This is a genomic window from Mastigocladopsis repens PCC 10914, assembly GCF_000315565.1.
GTDB classification, from domain to species: Bacteria; Cyanobacteriota; Cyanobacteriia; order Cyanobacteriales; family Nostocaceae; genus Mastigocladopsis; species Mastigocladopsis repens.
The window spans coordinates 553,332-569,154 of record NZ_JH992901.1 but is presented as its reverse complement, the minus strand read 5'-3'; the positions used below and the strand labels follow the sequence as shown (position 1 = coordinate 569,154).

The 15,823-nt window shown below is 43.5% G+C and carries 14 protein-coding genes and 1 pseudogene; 6 read left to right on the top strand and 9 right to left on the bottom strand.

Annotated elements, in window-relative coordinates:
* Positions 1 to 58 precede the first annotated feature (58 nt).
* A complete protein-coding gene (locus MAS10914_RS0104635) occupies positions 59 to 1,213 on the bottom strand; it encodes an NAD-dependent epimerase/dehydratase family protein (protein ID WP_017314734.1) in 1,155 nt (384 codons plus the stop codon).
* A gap of 373 nt (positions 1,214 to 1,586) precedes the next feature.
* On the opposite strand from MAS10914_RS0104635, the gene MAS10914_RS0104630 reads away from it, so the two are divergent.
* From MAS10914_RS0104630 to MAS10914_RS0104620, 3 genes are all read left to right on the top strand, one after another.
* Positions 1,587 to 1,934 carry a hypothetical protein gene (locus tag MAS10914_RS0104630; RefSeq protein WP_017314733.1) on the top strand — a complete coding sequence of 116 codons (348 nt, stop codon included), beginning with the start codon at positions 1,587 to 1,589 and terminating at the stop codon, positions 1,932 to 1,934.
* A gap of 90 nt (positions 1,935 to 2,024) precedes the next feature.
* Positions 2,025 to 3,536 (top strand): stress-responsive protein Ycf46, encoded by a 1,512-nt coding sequence (gene ycf46 / locus MAS10914_RS0104625; RefSeq protein WP_017314732.1) that lies wholly within the window; start codon positions 2,025 to 2,027, stop codon positions 3,534 to 3,536.
* A gap of 139 nt (positions 3,537 to 3,675) precedes the next feature.
* Positions 3,676 to 4,026: a DUF1257 domain-containing protein gene (locus MAS10914_RS0104620; RefSeq protein WP_015113818.1), complete on the top strand. Its 351-nt coding sequence runs from the start codon at positions 3,676 to 3,678 to the stop codon at positions 4,024 to 4,026.
* A gap of 204 nt (positions 4,027 to 4,230) precedes the next feature.
* On the opposite strand, the gene MAS10914_RS35315 is transcribed toward MAS10914_RS0104620, so the two are convergent.
* Both MAS10914_RS35315 and MAS10914_RS0104615 read right to left on the bottom strand, forming a co-directional pair.
* Positions 4,231 to 4,419, bottom strand: coding sequence for a hypothetical protein (locus tag MAS10914_RS35315; protein WP_232224106.1), 189 nt, complete (start codon positions 4,417 to 4,419; stop codon positions 4,231 to 4,233).
* A 15-nt stretch (positions 4,420 to 4,434) separates the two neighbouring features.
* Positions 4,435 to 4,722 (bottom strand): DUF6679 family protein, encoded by a 288-nt coding sequence (locus MAS10914_RS0104615; protein WP_017314731.1) that lies wholly within the window; start codon positions 4,720 to 4,722, stop codon positions 4,435 to 4,437.
* Between the two features lie 279 nt (positions 4,723 to 5,001).
* Here MAS10914_RS0104615 and glgA point away from each other — a divergent pair, with 279 nt between their 5' ends.
* The gene (gene glgA, locus MAS10914_RS0104610; protein ID WP_017314730.1) at positions 5,002 to 6,480 is read left to right on the top strand and encodes a glycogen synthase GlgA; all 1,479 of its coding nucleotides are present in this window, start codon (positions 5,002 to 5,004) and stop codon (positions 6,478 to 6,480) included.
* Here glgA and MAS10914_RS36095 read toward each other — a convergent pair.
* Together MAS10914_RS36095 and MAS10914_RS29595 are read right to left on the bottom strand one after the other, a co-directional pair.
* Positions 6,453 to 7,730 (bottom strand): annotated as a pseudogene (locus MAS10914_RS36095) (ISAs1 family transposase). The gene glgA and the pseudogene MAS10914_RS36095 sit on opposite strands and share 28 nt — an antisense overlap.
* A 96-nt stretch (positions 7,731 to 7,826) precedes the next feature.
* Positions 7,827 to 8,618, bottom strand: a complete 792-nt coding sequence (locus MAS10914_RS29595) for a uroporphyrinogen-III synthase (RefSeq protein WP_017314727.1) — start codon at positions 8,616 to 8,618, stop codon at positions 7,827 to 7,829.
* A gap of 264 nt (positions 8,619 to 8,882) precedes the next feature.
* On the opposite strand from MAS10914_RS29595, the gene MAS10914_RS0104590 reads away from it, so the two are divergent.
* The gene (locus MAS10914_RS0104590) at positions 8,883 to 10,328 is read left to right on the top strand and encodes a 1-acyl-sn-glycerol-3-phosphate acyltransferase (RefSeq protein ID WP_017314726.1); all 1,446 of its coding nucleotides are present in this window, start codon (positions 8,883 to 8,885) and stop codon (positions 10,326 to 10,328) included.
* Positions 10,329 to 10,338: 10 nt separating this feature from the next.
* Here MAS10914_RS0104590 and MAS10914_RS0104585 read toward each other — a convergent pair whose 3' ends face one another.
* From MAS10914_RS0104585 to mnmE, 4 genes are all read right to left on the bottom strand, one after another.
* On the bottom strand, positions 10,339 to 10,812 hold the full coding sequence (locus MAS10914_RS0104585; protein ID WP_017314725.1) for a peptidoglycan-binding domain-containing protein: 474 nt from the start codon (positions 10,810 to 10,812) through the stop codon (positions 10,339 to 10,341).
* Between the two features lie 166 nt (positions 10,813 to 10,978).
* Complete coding sequence (locus tag MAS10914_RS0104580) at positions 10,979 to 12,571, bottom strand: alkaline phosphatase D family protein (RefSeq protein WP_017314724.1); 1,593 nt, start codon at positions 12,569 to 12,571, stop codon at positions 10,979 to 10,981.
* A gap of 486 nt (positions 12,572 to 13,057) precedes the next feature.
* Complete coding sequence (locus tag MAS10914_RS0104575) at positions 13,058 to 13,828, bottom strand: SDR family NAD(P)-dependent oxidoreductase (RefSeq protein WP_017314723.1); 771 nt, start codon at positions 13,826 to 13,828, stop codon at positions 13,058 to 13,060.
* A 136-nt stretch (positions 13,829 to 13,964) separates the two neighbouring features.
* Complete coding sequence (gene mnmE / locus MAS10914_RS0104570) at positions 13,965 to 15,359, bottom strand: tRNA uridine-5-carboxymethylaminomethyl(34) synthesis GTPase MnmE (protein ID WP_017314722.1); 1,395 nt, start codon at positions 15,357 to 15,359, stop codon at positions 13,965 to 13,967.
* Between the two features lie 200 nt (positions 15,360 to 15,559).
* Here mnmE and MAS10914_RS0104565 point away from each other — a divergent pair, with 200 nt between their 5' ends.
* Positions 15,560 to 15,790, top strand: a complete 231-nt coding sequence (locus MAS10914_RS0104565) for a hypothetical protein (RefSeq protein WP_017314721.1) — start codon at positions 15,560 to 15,562, stop codon at positions 15,788 to 15,790.
* Positions 15,791 to 15,823: the final 33 nt, after the last annotated feature.

Below are 15,823 nucleotides of genomic sequence, written 5' to 3'. Positions count from 1 at the left end.
ACAACAATATGACGACCAGTTTTAGGCAGGTGGTAAACCAACCGCATTTAGGATGTACCTAATTTCTCCGCCAAGAGACTTTAGGCAAAATTTGATTTTTATCGACTTGATGCTGGTACTTAATAGCAAAGTTCAAGAGAGAATCGAGAAGAGAATCAGAAAGATAGTGGGGCTGCAAGCCAAGATCCAGCAATCTGGTATTTTTAGCATTGAAGTAATGTTCTTCTCTCTCGACCCTGGGATTATCTAAATGATTAATTTCCACATTCAGTCCCATTGCGTTACCAGCTTTTTTCACCATCATCGCCAAGTCGCCGACGCTAAATTGTTCGGTAAACTGGTTGAACACGCGGAATTCCCCAGCTTGGGCTGGGTTGGCTATAGCTAGTTCAACACATCGCACGGTATCCCGAATATCCAAAAATCCTCGAGTTTGTCCGCCTTTTCCATAGACAGTAAGGGGATGTCCAATAGCTGCTTGAATGCAGAAACGGTTTAGCGCCGTCCCAAATACGCCATCGTAATCAAGGCGGTTAATCAACAGTTCGTCCATCCCTGTCTCTTCGGTTAAAACGCCGTAGACGACACCTTGATTTAAGTCTGTTGCCCTTAATCCCCAAATCCGACAAGCAAAGTGGATATTGTGACTGTCATGAACTTTGCTTAAGTGATACATTGAACCGGGCTGCTTGGGATAGGGTAAGGTATCTTGGCGTCCGTTGTGTTCTATAGTGATGTATCCTTCTTCAATATCGATGTTGGGTGTGCCGTATTCACCCATTGTCCCCAGTTTTACCAAGTGACAGTTGGGGAAATCTTCCCGCATCGCATACAGCAAGTTCAACGTACCAACTACGTTGTTCACTTGAGTGAAAACTGCGTGTTCGCGGTCAATCATTGAAAAAGGTGCTGAACGTTGTTCGCCAAAATGCACAATGGCTTCTGGCTCAAATGTATGCAGCGCCTTATTAAGAGACTCGTAATTAGTAATGTCGCTAATGAAAAGATCGATAGATTTACCTGTCAAATCGTGCCAGCGCTGTATACGTTGCTGAATTGGCGTAATTGGGGTAAGAGTTTGCACTCCCAATTCGTTGTCCCAGTGCCGCCGCACTAAACTGTCTAGAATACCAACTTCATAACCGCGATTTGAAAGGTAAAGTGCGGTTGCCCAACCGCAATATCCATCGCCACCAATAACCAGGACTTTCATTTTGACCAGTTTTTACTCGCTGATAGCTAAATCTACCAGGTTTGTGTCCCCTCTCAACAGGTAAAGAAGATGGAAGAACGAACACAGAAGAGTTAATAATTATATTCTTTCTTCTTTCTTCACTCTTCATTACTTTGACGGATTTTGCCCCAAACGACACAGATGTTTATAGCAGCAGTAGACATGAAGCTAGCTTATTTCTCAAGAATGGATATTTTCTGTTTTGATGTAAAACCCTGAACTAATGACTAAGAGTTCCTGCTTTTTTAAGAAATGTAACAAAAATGCCGTCAAAACGTTTTGCCGTCTTGACAAGCAAAAGGGGAACCGATATCGTAAAATACATACCCGGGTAAGACCGTTAAAGAGTAATATGCAAGCTAAGCAAAAGGTTACATTGTATCTGACGCCGGAACTGCACAAGAAGTTGAAGATTCGTTCAGCTATTGACTCTGAACCAATGTCAGAACTTGCCGAACGCGCCCTAGACTTCTATCTGGCAAACTCAGAATTAGTAGAAGAAGTGGAAGCCTCTTATGGAAGGACGCATAGAGTTTATTCCTGTCCTGCTTGTGAAAGTTCAGTATTGGTGCGTGATGGGGAATTAGTCGCATTGGGTAAGCAAGCTGGAGTTATTGGGCAGGAAAAGCGTCTTCCCATGGATGAAATGGAACTTGATGAAAATAATCAAAAGGGTAAGGAAGAGTTAGTTCCTTGCTAGATAGAAATTAGGAATTTCATATTCATAATTTCCTCAAGAAAACAAAGCGATGTCTGTACTGTCTGTAAAGGTCTCAAGTAGGTCGATTGTATGAAAGAAGAGCTCAACATCCTTATTCAAGCTCAATACCCTCTAATCTACCTTGTGACCTCCGAGGAAGAGCGGGCTGAGCTGGCAATTTTTACAATCGCTCAATCATCAAAGCCACAGCGAAGAGTGTACGTGTGGACAGTCACTCACGGCATCGTGGAATATGGTCAACCCCGGAACGTTACCCAACACAATACGGTTTCTCCAGAGGCGGCGATTGAGTGGATAATCCGGCAGAGAGAACCAGGTATTTTTATTCTTAAAGATTTACATCCCTTTATTGATGCGCCTGCGACAACAAGGTCATTACGAGACGCGATCGGTGGCTTCAAGGGCACGCAGAAAAATATTATTTTGATGTCGCCAATGCAGCAAGTTCCCATTGAACTGGAGAAGGAAGTTGTCGTTCTCGATTTTCCCCTTCCAGACATGGCCGAGTTGAATAAAGTTTTAACTAGTCATCTAGAACAAAATCGTGGGCGAAGACTAGCAACAGAGGCGCGTGAAAAGCTTTTGAGGGCTGCTTTAGGATTAACTAAAGATGAATCAGAAAAAGTCTACCGTAAGGCACAGGTAACTAAGGGACGTCTGACGGAAGATGAAGTAGATATAGTTTTATCTGAGAAAAAGCAGCTTATTCGGCGAAATGGTATATTAGAATACATAGAAGAAGACGCAACTATCGATGCTGTTGGCGGCTTAGAAGAGTTGAAAAAGTGGCTGAAGCAACGCTCTAACGCATTTACAGAAAGAGCGCGAGAGTACGGTCTACCTCAACCCAAAGGTATGCTCATCTTAGGAGTTCCAGGTTGCGGTAAGTCTTTAATTGCCAAAACCACCTCTCGGTTGTGGAGTTTGCCACTGCTGCGGTTAGATATGGGGCGAGTCTATGATGGTTCTATGGTGGGGCGTTCGGAAGCAAACCTGCGTAATGCCCTCAAAACAGCAGAATCCATTTCCCCAGCAATTCTTTTTATTGATGAGTTAGATAAATCTTTTGCTGGTAGTACAGGTTCTTCTGACTCCGATGGTGGTACTTCCAGCCGGATATTTGGCTCTTTCCTCACCTGGATGCAAGAGAAGAAATCCCCGGTATTTGTTATGGCGACTGCGAACCGAGTTGAGCGCCTACCTGGTGAGTTTCTGAGGAAGGGTCGCTTTGATGAAATTTTCTTTGTGGATCTGCCCACACCTGAAGAGCGCCAGGATATTTTCACTATACACCTCTCAAGGCGCCGGGAGGACATCTCGCGATTTGACTTAGAACAGCTATCTAAGATGTCCGATGGATTTTCTGGGGCAGAAATTGAACAAGCGATTGTTGCAGCAATGTACGAAGCTTTTGCTCAAGATCGGGAGTTCACACAGTTAGATATTATTGCGGCGCTTAAAGCAACGCTTCCGCTGTCTCGTACGATGCAAGAACAGGTCACAGCTCTTCGAGACTGGGCTAGACAGCGCGCCAGACCAGCCGCATCCTCCGTCGCTGAATATCAGCGAATGGAGTTCTAAAAGCTTTCTCCTGCTACCACAGGGGGAAAGGCTAGCGTCAAAAGCTAGCAGTTATGAAAAAACCGCGTCTTGGTAAACGCGGCTTCGCTTAAAACAAACCGTTGTCTTTTTCTCTACTTTCTCATTGGAGGAAACCCAAATGTCTCACTTTAGCACTCTGCGTACCAAAATTACCGATGCTGAAATCCTCAAGGCTTCCCTGCGCGACTTGGGCATCACTGTAAAGACCGAAGCTGATGTTCGTGGCTACAACGGTCAGCGTGTTCGTTCCGACATCGTTGCAGTTTTGGAAGGCGAATATGACCTCGGTTGGTCTCGCAACAGCGATGGTTCCTTCGACTTGATTGCAGACCTGTGGGGCGTTGCTAAGAAGCACAATCAAACCGAGCTGATCAACTCCATCAACCAGAAGTATGCCGTTAACAAGACCCTGGCAGAAGTGAAGCAGCGCGGTTTGCAAAATGCCAACGTTAAGTTGGTATTGCAATAGTCATTTCTCTGCGCGTTCCCAAAGCTGCACGGGTTAACCTGTTCTACAGCGGTTAACCCGCTTTTTTTAACGGACTGAGTTTACGCTCAGTCCGTTAGTCTTTTTTTCCCTTTATGAATTTACCATAACAGAAACTCGTTTTTTTCAACAAACTCGAGAATCTAGAAATCCAGTTGCTCGAATAAACCGAGTGTCTCACTAATTTTAAGCCTTAGCAATAGCGATAGGAAGCAGTTCAGGTTTCGGTAACACCACACGATAGTCACAGGGAATCTTTTGCACCTCCCTCAGATACAGAAGCGATTGATAGATAAAAACCTCTAGGTCGGTACGAGTCGGTGCTATACGGGGGTATCGCCAGCGAGTTTGGTGAGCGCTGACTTCAGCAAGCAATGCAACTTATGATTCTTATCTTTCCTCCTGCTCTAGGAGCTTGGAAAGTCTATTTTTGATATCTTGTACCTGCTGATCGTTCTTAGGTAGTGTTAACAGACGCACTTCAATCTCTGCAATATTGTCAATCCGAGTGGTCTTCTCCCAAAGCCTCTTTTCTGCCTCGGATTCGTGTTCATAACGAAATGTTACAATATCAGATTTGACATCTAAAATTTCTACGTTCTTTAACCAGCCGTTACTGCTTTTGACAAAAAGCCAAACATTAGGCTGACCAATGAGTTCTTTGAGTTTACTCTCCATACAAATTATATTTAGAGGTAAGCACCTATACTTGGTTTAACAAAATTTGCGTATCTAGCTTAAGATACATTTTTGGGTCTATCTTAAGACATATTTTGACATAATTTTCGAATTTTGAAAAGCTTCTCGTCTAAATATTTTTGGCGATATATGATACAAATTACGTTATGAAGTAAGATTTGTACCTAATGGCTGGGTAAGTGACTTGCCAATAGATACATCTTTTCTGTAATGATGGAAAAGATAATAAAAGTGAATTTTTATTAAGCGAGGAGAGAGATGTACATCGTACAAATTGCCTCGGAATGCGCTCCTGTTATCAAAGCTGGAGGCTTAGGCGATGTCGTTTACGGACTCAGCAGGGAATTAGAAATCCGGGGGCATTGCGTTGAAATCATTCTGCCGAAGTACGATTGTATGCGCTACGACCATATCTGGGGACTCCATGACGCCTTCCTTGACTTGTGGGTACCTTGGTACGGCGGTGCAATTCACTGTTCAGTCTCTTGTGGTTGGGTACACGGGCGGCTGTGTTTCTTTATTGAACCCCACTCTGGGGACAATTTCTTTAATCGGGGCTGCTATTACGGTTGTCACGACGACAATATGCGATTTGCGTTCTTTAGCAAAGCCGCTTTGGAATTTCTGCTCCAAAGCAACAAGCGACCTGATATTATCCATTGCCATGACTGGCAGACTGGCTTAGTTCCAGTCATGCTCTGTGAAATGTATAAATATCATGGGATGGAGTCCCAACGAGTTTGCTATACTATCCACAACTTTAAGCATCAGGGATTTGGCGGTGTTGATACTCTCTGGGCAACGAGTTTAAACCGAGAGTCGTATTACTTTCAGTATGATAAGCTACAGGACAACTTCAACCCCTTTGCCCTGAACTTTATGAAAGGAGGGATTGTTTACTCCAACGCTGTAACCACAGTTTCTCCACACCACGCTTGGGAAGCTCGGTACACTGATATTGGTTACGGATTAGGTCATACCTTGCACCTACACCAGGATAAATTTACTGGGGTACTCAATGGCATCGATTATGATTTTTGGAATCCTGAAATAGACCGCTACATTCCTTATCACTACTCTAAGGATAATTTTCAAGAAAAAGCTAAGAACAAAAAAGCTTTACGAGAACGGCTGCTATTGCAGGATGTTGATAAGCCAATTATTGCTTATATTGGTCGTTTAGATGAGCAAAAAGGCGTTCATCTAGTCCATCATGCAATTTATCATGCCCTGCACAATGGATCTCAATTTGTACTATTAGGTTCAGCAACAGAGTCAGGAATTAATGCCCATTTCCGCCATGAGAAAAACTTTTTGAACGATAATCCTGATGTTCATTTAGAACTTGGTTTTAATGAAGAATTATCTCACCTAATTTATGCCGGGGCAGATATGATTATTGTCCCAAGTAATTACGAACCCTGTGGACTAACCCAAATGATTGGACTGAAGTATGGCACTGTACCCATAGTTCGGGGAGTCGGTGGGCTAGTCAATACCGTATTTGACAGAGACTACGACGAGGATACGCCTGTGGAAGAACGCAACGGCTACGTGTTCTACCAGTCAGATTATCCTGCCCTTGAATCCGCGTTGGAACGTGCTTTGAAGTTGTGGTACAACAATCCTGAAGAGTTTCGTAAACTTGCTCTTGCGGGTATGGAGTATGACTACTCTTGGAACCATCCTGGAACAGAATATTTGGAGATTTACGACTTTATCCGGCACAAATGGTAGTCGCATAGTCTGGTACTGCAACAACTGATAGCGCCCAACCTTCTACACAAAGGCAGGGCTGTTTCATTCCACAAGGGCAAGAAGTTTGTCAATATCATTAGAGAGAAATCTATGAGCAATTGTGATGGAAGTATGACCATTACGACGGAGTATATTGAGAGCGATTGCGCTCTGCGCAGTGCCCCTTGGGCAATCGCTCTAATAACTGAAAGATTAGCAGGAGCGTTACCCAGACGTATGGTGGAATCGTCTTCATCAAGAACTACATCTTTCACCCAATGCAGGCAATTTTCGATACTCCAATGACCGCGAATACCACAAGCAAATTCTTGTGCGGTACGAATCAGGCTACTAATGTAACAAACAACCTCATGGTATTGTTTTCTACCCCGTGTCCCAACTCGTTCAACCCGAATTAAAGACTTAATCCCAGTCCATCCTAGGTCTATTCCATTCAAATCATGAAAAACTTCTACTGTACGTGTTGTTAATCTATCTCTGGTTTTTTCGGTGGCTATGTAACGACTGGCTGGTGATCTGAGTGCAGCAACGCGTTTAATGTGACGATGTAGTTTTGGCTGATTGTCTTTAACAGCAATTACATAATCGTTGCCACTATCGATGATTAATTGACAAGTTTTTTTTGGCAATGTAAAGAATCAAGGCTGAATACAGCATCTTTGATCTCCAAAACGGCAATTAAATTTTGCACAGTTACGATTTCGCTCTCCGACTTGTTCTCAAGCTTTGAGATGCCCAAAACCAGTCCTTTTTTGCTCGCAAATACTGATACGATGCTGACAAAATTCTGACAAGCTTTTTTGTAGTTAGTGACTGTTCCTTTAATGCTTTTGCCATCGATGCTACACCACTCTGACTCCTGTAGTTCAACGTAGTTTTCAGCCCACTGATTAAATATTTCCACTAGCTTATCAAAGTCTACTCCCATCACTACACGTCGTATCGTTGAATACGAAGGAACGCCATGTTTTTGTATTTCAAACGTCTGGATCAATACTCGACGATGCCGTTTCACGAAATCTCCCCATGCACGATACCCAATATATCCACTCATGGTGCCCATTATGACAAACAGCAACACCAACCACAGAGGATGCCTTCGACCATCTAAAGTTCTGAAATCTTCAACAAGCTGCAGTTGTGAAATCAGATTTGCACCCATGATTTTTTCTCCCCTCAACAGTTGCAATTTTACCTGTTTTAGGGAATGAAACAGCCCTGCTACACAAAGGGGGGTTGGGCAAATCGTAGATTAGGATAGCACTGATAGTCAGAAGGTGAAAAATCCGCCCATCTTCCTAAGGATCTGCCCAAAGGGCGATGGGCTACGCCCCGCCGTTGGCGATGCTCCCAAAGGGAGCGGCCCAAAGGGCGATCGCATCCGCAAACCCCGCAAAGGAACTATAATCTTGGGCAACGATAGAAACCTTTAAACCTAACTTCTGGGCATTTGCTGCTGTATAAGGTCCAAAGCAGCCAATAACACAATGTTCGTAATCTCTTTTTGAGTTGACCATTTGTAAAAAACCTGCTATTTCCGCAGTGCTGCTAAAAGCAATGACATCAATGTTGCCTTGGCGAATCAGGTTTAACTCAACCTCATAAATATTTTTGTCCAAACACCGCGTCCTATAGGTCGGTACGCGAGTCACCTTCATACCCAATTTTTCTAAACCTGCAATAAAGCTTGGAATCACATCGGGTTCTGGTAAATCCACAAATTCTGGAACTGGAACGAGAACACTTTTCTTGGCAATATCTGGAATTTTAGCCAGTTCAGCAATGATTCCTGCTGGGCTAGGTTCTTTTGGTAATAAATCGACCTTGATTCCCAAAGCTGCTAATCTTTCCGCATCCAATCCGATTGCACAAAAACGACAAATTGTCAATAATAAGAGGTTTAACCCCAAATCTTCTATGCGTTGGAAAAATGCATCAATACCATTTCTACTAGTAAAAGCAATCCAATCAAACGTGTTGATATGTTGCAGTGCAGCATCTAACTCAGTAAAGTTTTCCAGTAAACAGGTTTCGATTGTTGGCATCAAAAACGGCAGACCACCTTGGTTGATCAGTTGCTGAGATAACCTGGCGGCATAGTTGCGAGGTGCGGTCACAATAATTCGTTTACCGTGTAAGGGCAGTTGAACAGATGGAGTAAGCAGTTTGGTTGACCTCCTTGCTCAAGGTTTTTCACGAGAATTGTAGACCCTTTGTTTGGAAGTTGGTTTGCTCCTTGGCGGTATGCTTTGAAATTTCATCTAGAGATGAAAGGTGATATCGAGTGGGCTAGGTTCAAAAAGCTAAAAAAATTGAGTAAATAATTAAAAACTATACTTTATGGGCTACTCGCTAGTTTTTTGGTGAGTTAGAGTTTCTTTATGCTTAGGAACACACCTTGGAGAGCCGCCTTGCCTCATTCGATTCAACTAGCTCAACCGCCCTTAGAGTTTATTCCCCAGCGCTTTAACCCAGTTGTACTATTCATTACCCAGAGGTTACTACCTGTGTTACTGCGGTTTCGGACTCGACCGTGGTTACCAACTGGTATCACGCAGATTGAAACTGTGAATGTCGAGGCGCTCGTCAAACTCTACCAACAATTCCAAGCTGGCAAAATTCGTTTTTTAATGGCATTTCGCCACTCAGAGGTTGATGACCCCTTTAGCATGATGTATTTGTTATCCCATGCTGTACCAAAAGTTGCCCGTCACATGGGAATTTTACTGCAATACCCAATTCATTCTCACTTTCTTTATGACCGGGGAATGACTTTGTGGGCTGGGGATTGGTTGGGTTGGTTTTTTTCTCGGTTAGGAGGCTTACCAATACATCGAGGTAAGCGCTTAGACAGGGTAGGTATGAAGACAGCACGGGATTTGTTTGCCAATGGCAAACTCCCAATGAGTGTAGCTCCTGAAGGAGCCACCAATGGACATAGCGAAATTGTCAGCCCCTTGGAACCTGGTGTTGCTCATTTGGGCTTCTGGTGTGTGGAAGATTTGGTCAAAGCTAACCGAACTGAGGAAGTTTTGATTGCGCCAATTGGCATTCAGTATAGCTACATCAATCCATCTTGGGCAAAACTAGATTGGCTTTTGGGCAAATTGGAAGCTGATTGCGGCTTGTCAGTGCAACATATTGGTCAATCAACCCTGATTGACCGAGAAAAAGTTTTCTATGAGCGACTCTTTTGCCTCGGGGAATATATTCTTTCCCAGATGGAACAATTTTACGCTCGCTTTTACCACAAAAGTACACCAACTGCAACACAAACGGATTCATCTGCTAACCGTAACCAGGTACTTGAAACTCGGCTTCAGGCGGTATTAGATAGGTCACTACAAGCTGCAGAGCAATATTTCGGTTTGGAATCGCAAGGAACTGTGATTGAACGCTGTCGCCGAATAGAGTCAGCAGGCTGGGATGACATCTACCGCAAGGATTTGCCAAACTTACATGCATTATCACCCCTTGAGCGAGGCTTGGCAGACTGGATTGCGGAAGAAGCTTCTCTGCGAACTCTACATATGCGTCTAGCGGAAAGTTTTGTGGCGGTGACAGGAACTTATGTTCACGAGAAGCCAACCTTTGAGAGATTTGCAGAAACGTCCTTAATCTTATTTGACCTCATCGCCCGGATAAAAGGGGAGAAAAACCCTGCACGACCCCGGTTAGGATGGAGAAAAGCACGAGTCACAGTAGGTGAGCCAATTTCAGTCACACAACGTTGGTCAACTTATCAGACAAGTCGTCAAGCAGCAAGAAAAGCAGTTGACGACCTGACGCAAGACTTACAATTGGCGTTGGAGAAGATGATTTCGTGAAGTTTTAAATTTAATCAACCGTCATAAAACTAGCTAGTAGGCTCAAAGCTTCCCAGGTCTTGTCACCAATAATGCCATCAACAAGCAGTTTTTTGTCTTTCTGAAAAGCTTTTACTGCTGTTTCTGTTTTCTCTCCAAAGTTACTATCAATTGCACCGTTATAATATCCGCCGTCTTTCAAGACTTTTTGTACAATTGCAACTTGTTCGCCAGTGCTACCACGACGCAAAGTGGGTTTATCGACTGGGGAGTTAGCACGCAGAGATTTCCAGGTCAGAGGTCCAGCAATGCCGTCTTGTTTGAGGAGGAATTGATATTGGATAATTTTGACAGCATCCTCTGTTTTGCTTCCAAAAACGCCATCAACCTTAATTTGCTCACGACTACTAAGCCTTTTGTTTAAAAGTGCTTGTAATTCTTTAACTTTGTCACCTTGAGAACCAAGTTTTAATGTGGGGTCATAGTTGGTATTAGCTGCTACCATGATTAACTCAACTCGAATAAAGTACTAATAACTTGATCACGCCCAATTATAAAGATTTCGGATTAGGTTTGGTACACACAAGAGTAATATTTGGGACTAGCGCAGCAGGATAAAATAAACTACGAAGGCACGTAGACGCCCTCGGGCGTCTACAAGTCTATGGGGTTTATTTTTCCGGCGACAAGTCTACACTGTAGAGGGTTTTGCCTTCCAAATTAAGCAATGCTACTGTCATCACCTCTGTAGAACTATCAATTTTGACTGTGCCAAAGAATTGCAAACCCTCACTTGGAGGTCGATTTGGTTTCAAATCTGTCGGTATACCCAAAAATTTCACCTCTGGACCAAAGGTATTGTCGAGTTGGTTTGGTCCAAATGTGCCAGAGTTGAGAGGACCTGCTACGAACTCCCAGAAGGGTTTGAAGTCTTGAAACTGTGCTTTGTTGGGGTCGTAATAGTGCGCTGCTGTGTAGTGTACGTCTGCGGTTAACCAGACAACATTGCTGATATTGTTTTGTTTAATAAACCGTAGTAAATCGGCAAGTTCTAGTTCCCGTCCTAAGGCTGGACCGTCTCCGTTAGCGGCGTTTTCAAACTTGGTGCTACCATCCCGAACTACTAGTCCAATAGGCATATCACTTGCGATGACTTTCCATGTCGCTGTTGATTTCCGCAATCGGTTTTTCAACCAACGCACCTGTGCATTGCCTAAAAATGCCGTTTCTTCACTTTGTTCTGTCTGGCGATTTTCTGTATTTGGTCCCCGGTAGCTGCGCTCATCCAGCATGAAAATGTCTAGTAATGGACCATACTTGAAGGAGCGGTAAATTCTGGTTGGATCATCACCATCAATCCGAATGGGGAAGTATTCCAAAAATGCTTGATTTCCCCGCTGTGCTAATAAGGAAACGTCCTTGACTGTGTAGCGGTCATCGTCCAGTATCTCGCCAGGATACCAATTGTTTGTTACCTCGTGGTCATCCCATTGCGCTAGTATGGGAACCTGAGCATTGAAGCGACGAACGTTTTCATCTAATAGATTGTATATATAATTACCACGGAATTCTGCCAAAGTTTCGGCAACTTTTGATTTTTCAGCTGTGGTAATGTTTTTCCAGATACTGCCGTCATCTAAGTTGACTTCCGATTGGATAACGCCATCGGCATAGATAGTGTCGCCAGAGTGGATGAAAAAGTCTGGGTTGAGTTGCCGGATGGTTTCGTAAATCTTCATACCACCGAAGTCCGGATTAATACCCCATCCTTGACCTGCAGTGTCACCAGACCAAGCAAAGAATATATTTTGCCGATATGCAGGGGCAGTTCGGAAAGTCCCCTCGGCGGGGGCGCTGTAGATTTTTGTATCACCTGAGTCTTGGAAAGTCACTCGGTAGAATATCTGCTGAGATGATGGCAGGTTTTTGAGATAAACTCTTGCTGTATAGTCGCTGGCTTCTGAAGCAGTTGGTCCGACAACTTGTTGTGCATCACGGAAAGATTCATCAGTAGCATATTCTACAATCATCCGGGCAGGGCGATCGCTACGACTCCAAATAATAGCTCTATTGCCATTGATGTCACCACTGGCGACTCCATAAGGTATGGTGGGACGTTCTTTGTCAGAAGTGATTATGGCAGGTGCTTGAGCAAAAACTTGCGATTTTGATAAAACGTTTGTGGCAATGATTCCACCACTAGTGATGGCTGAACGCAGCAAAAACTGGCGACGGTTTAGCTTTTGTGGAGGGTTGGATTTCATAAGATTAAGAAAAAGTTTATTTGCGCGGATTTTACTCCAATCTTTAACCAAAATTTAACCGAATCAAAACGAAAACATTAGAGTAGGAAACCACGAATTACAAGAAATTTATCATATACGATAATACTTTAAACAAGACTAATAGTGCTAAAAGTTGTTAATATTGCACCCCACACATGATTTCTATGAATGAGAACGCCCCATAGTCCTAATGAATCGTTTCTCGCGTTTTCTCGAGGCAAGTATTCTTGAATTTTTCTTATTTTTTTGGCTTTTTGAATTCATGGAAATTCGCAAGAACACAGTCAAAAAGCCTTGAAAAAGCTTTTGCCTATTTCAAGCGATTAGGTGAATAGTTTTAGACTTGTTGCTGAATAATCTTTTCTTAACCTTATTACTTTATAAATTTAATCTTAGACATTCATAAATGAGGGTTTTGTCAAGACTCATTCTTATTAGGCAACAACTCTTTTCTTTTGCCTATTTCTACCAAGGCAAGCGGCTACCATCCCAAGAAAAAAACTGTCCACTATCGCCATCCTGAAGCTGTTCGATGACGGCTAGCAATTGGTTAACTGTGCGTTCCACTGAAAATAATTTTTCCTCTGGTACATTTACTTGAAATGGACGAGAAAGCCGTGTATCAGTTGTACCAGGGTGTAACATGACTACCAAAGTCTTGGGGCTAGTTCTTCTATACTCAATAGCTGCTGTTCGCATTAACATATTGAGTGCAGCTTTCGAGGCTCGATACCCATACCAGCCTCCTAGCTGGTTATCACCAATACTGCCTACTTTAGCAGAAATACTGAGAAAAACGCTGCGCTCATGATGACGGAATAGAGGTAACAGGTGTTTAGTAAGTAGAATAGCCCCAATACTGTTGACTTGAAAGTACCGCATCAAATACTCTGGATTGATACGTCTTAAACTTTTTTCTGGTTGCAAAGCACCATCATGTAGCAATCCTACACAGTTGACAACTAAGTGAAGCTTGTTAACAGCTACACTGATCTGTTGAACAACTTCAACAATCTGTGGCTCCTCAGTAATATCCATCGACAGACAAGTTAATCTGTCAGAATGTTGGCTTTCAAGAGTTAATAACTCGGACGCAGACTCTGGCAGACGATAGGTTGCATACACTTTGGTAAACCTGTCATCTTGCAGTAATTTTTGCACAAAACCTAAACCAATGCCTTGGCTTGCTCCGACAATCAATGCATTGGCGTTGTTAATTCCTTCGAGAAAAGACATTCGTTTCTATTCACAAACTTTGTAAATAAATTTAAACCATCCAATGGCAGATGAGAAGCCTGTGCTAAGTTTCAATGCTAAAATTGTCACAACGAAGCGCGAAGACGTGTAGACGCCCTTTGGGCGTCTGTGTGGTTTACTTCCCAATACAAAACTTACTAAAAATCCGCTCAAGAACTGATTCTGTCACTTCTTCCCCTGTAATTTCCCCTAAAGCATAAATTGCACCTCGCAGGTCAATTGTCCAGAAATCAAGAGGTAACTGCTGGGCAATTGTCGCTTGCACCTGTTCCAGGGATGTTTTCGCTTTTACCAATGCTGCTGCTTGTCGTTGGTTAATGGCTAAATCCAAGTCTGCGGCTTGCACTTTGCCTGAACTGACTGCTTCCAAAATCGCTGCTTCTAACGCTGCAATACCTTGGTTTTGAGCAGCTGCTGTTTTGACAACCTGTTTAATGGTGTTGGGTATCCCAACATCAAACCTATCATGGCACGTCTGGACAAGGTCAATTTTATTAATCACTAAAATTAACGGACGGTGTTGCACCTGTTCGTAAATTTCTAGGTCTGCTGCTGTCCAACCTGCTTGGGCATCAATGGTCAACAGCACTAAGTCGGCTGCACTCGCTGCACGGCGGGAACGCTCAACCCCTATCTTTTCTACTTGGTCTTGTGTTTGGCGAATTCCTGCTGTATCGAGTACCTGTACGGGAATTCCGCCGACAACCAATTGTGATTCCACCACATCACGGGTTGTACCGGGTAAGTCGGTGACGATCGCTCTGTCAGTTCTGCTCCAAGCGTTCAATAAGCTCGATTTTCCTACATTCGGACGCCCGACGATCGCCACTTTCAAACCCGTACGCAACAGTTCCCCTTTGTCAGCAGTTGCCAAAATGCGGGAAATTTCCACAGAAATTTTCTCGATTTCTGATATGATGGCTTTATCATCCAAAGGTGGCAAATCTTCCTCAAAATCTATCCGTGCTTCAATTTCTGCTAAAACATCTAAGCAGTTAGCGCGTAACTGACGGATAGGATAAGCTAATTTCCCTTGTAAACCTACGAGTGCTGCTTGTGCTGCTTGGGGCGATCGCGCTCCCACTAAATCGGCAATACTTTCTGCCTGAGTTAAATCTAGTCGCCCATTCAAAAACGCCCGTAGGGTAAATTCTCCTGGTTGTGCTAGTCTTGCGCCATTTTCGAGACATAATTGCAAGACCTGCTGCACCACCATAATTCCCCCGTGACAGTGGAATTCCACCACATCTTCACGGGTGTAAGAACGAGGTGCTTTCATGAGGAGCAAAAGTGCTTCATCCACCAGTTGCTGCGTTTGGGGATGGCGGATGTAACCATAGAGGATGTGGTGGCTTTCCCAAACTTGACGCCCTGGTGCATAAAAAAGAGTTTGAGCAATTTGCATTGCTTCCAAACCGGACACGCGCACAATGCCGACGCTACCCTGTTGAGGAACAACAGCAGTGGCGATCGCGGCGATGGTTCCAGTGGTAGCAAAAATTTCCGACATCTGCGCCCTTTTAACCAAGATATTGAATCTATATTCGATTGTAGAGACATTACAATGCAACTGTAGAGGCGTGGCGTGCCACGTCTCTACAGTTTTTTAGATTTTAGAAATGTTGCATGGAAGATCCACACGGCAATCACAAGGTTAAGATTTACTAGAGCAACACAAGTCTTTGTGCTCCACAGTAGGAATTGCTGTAGATGACTGCCGTTCTGAAAATGACTACTCAGGAGGTTTGCGTGGAAGAGGATAAGGGAAATAATCCTGAAACCAAAACCAACGACAGCGCTTTAGATGAAAAATCCCATGTAGAGGAGGCGTCAAAGTTCATCCAAGAGACTTCTTTAGAAAAAATGCATGAAATAGCTGAAGCAGCACGACTCAAAAAACTTATGGAACCTCCAAAATGGGTTTTTCCAGAAGATACTTAAGATTGAGTAGAACGCAGAACGCAGAATGACCCC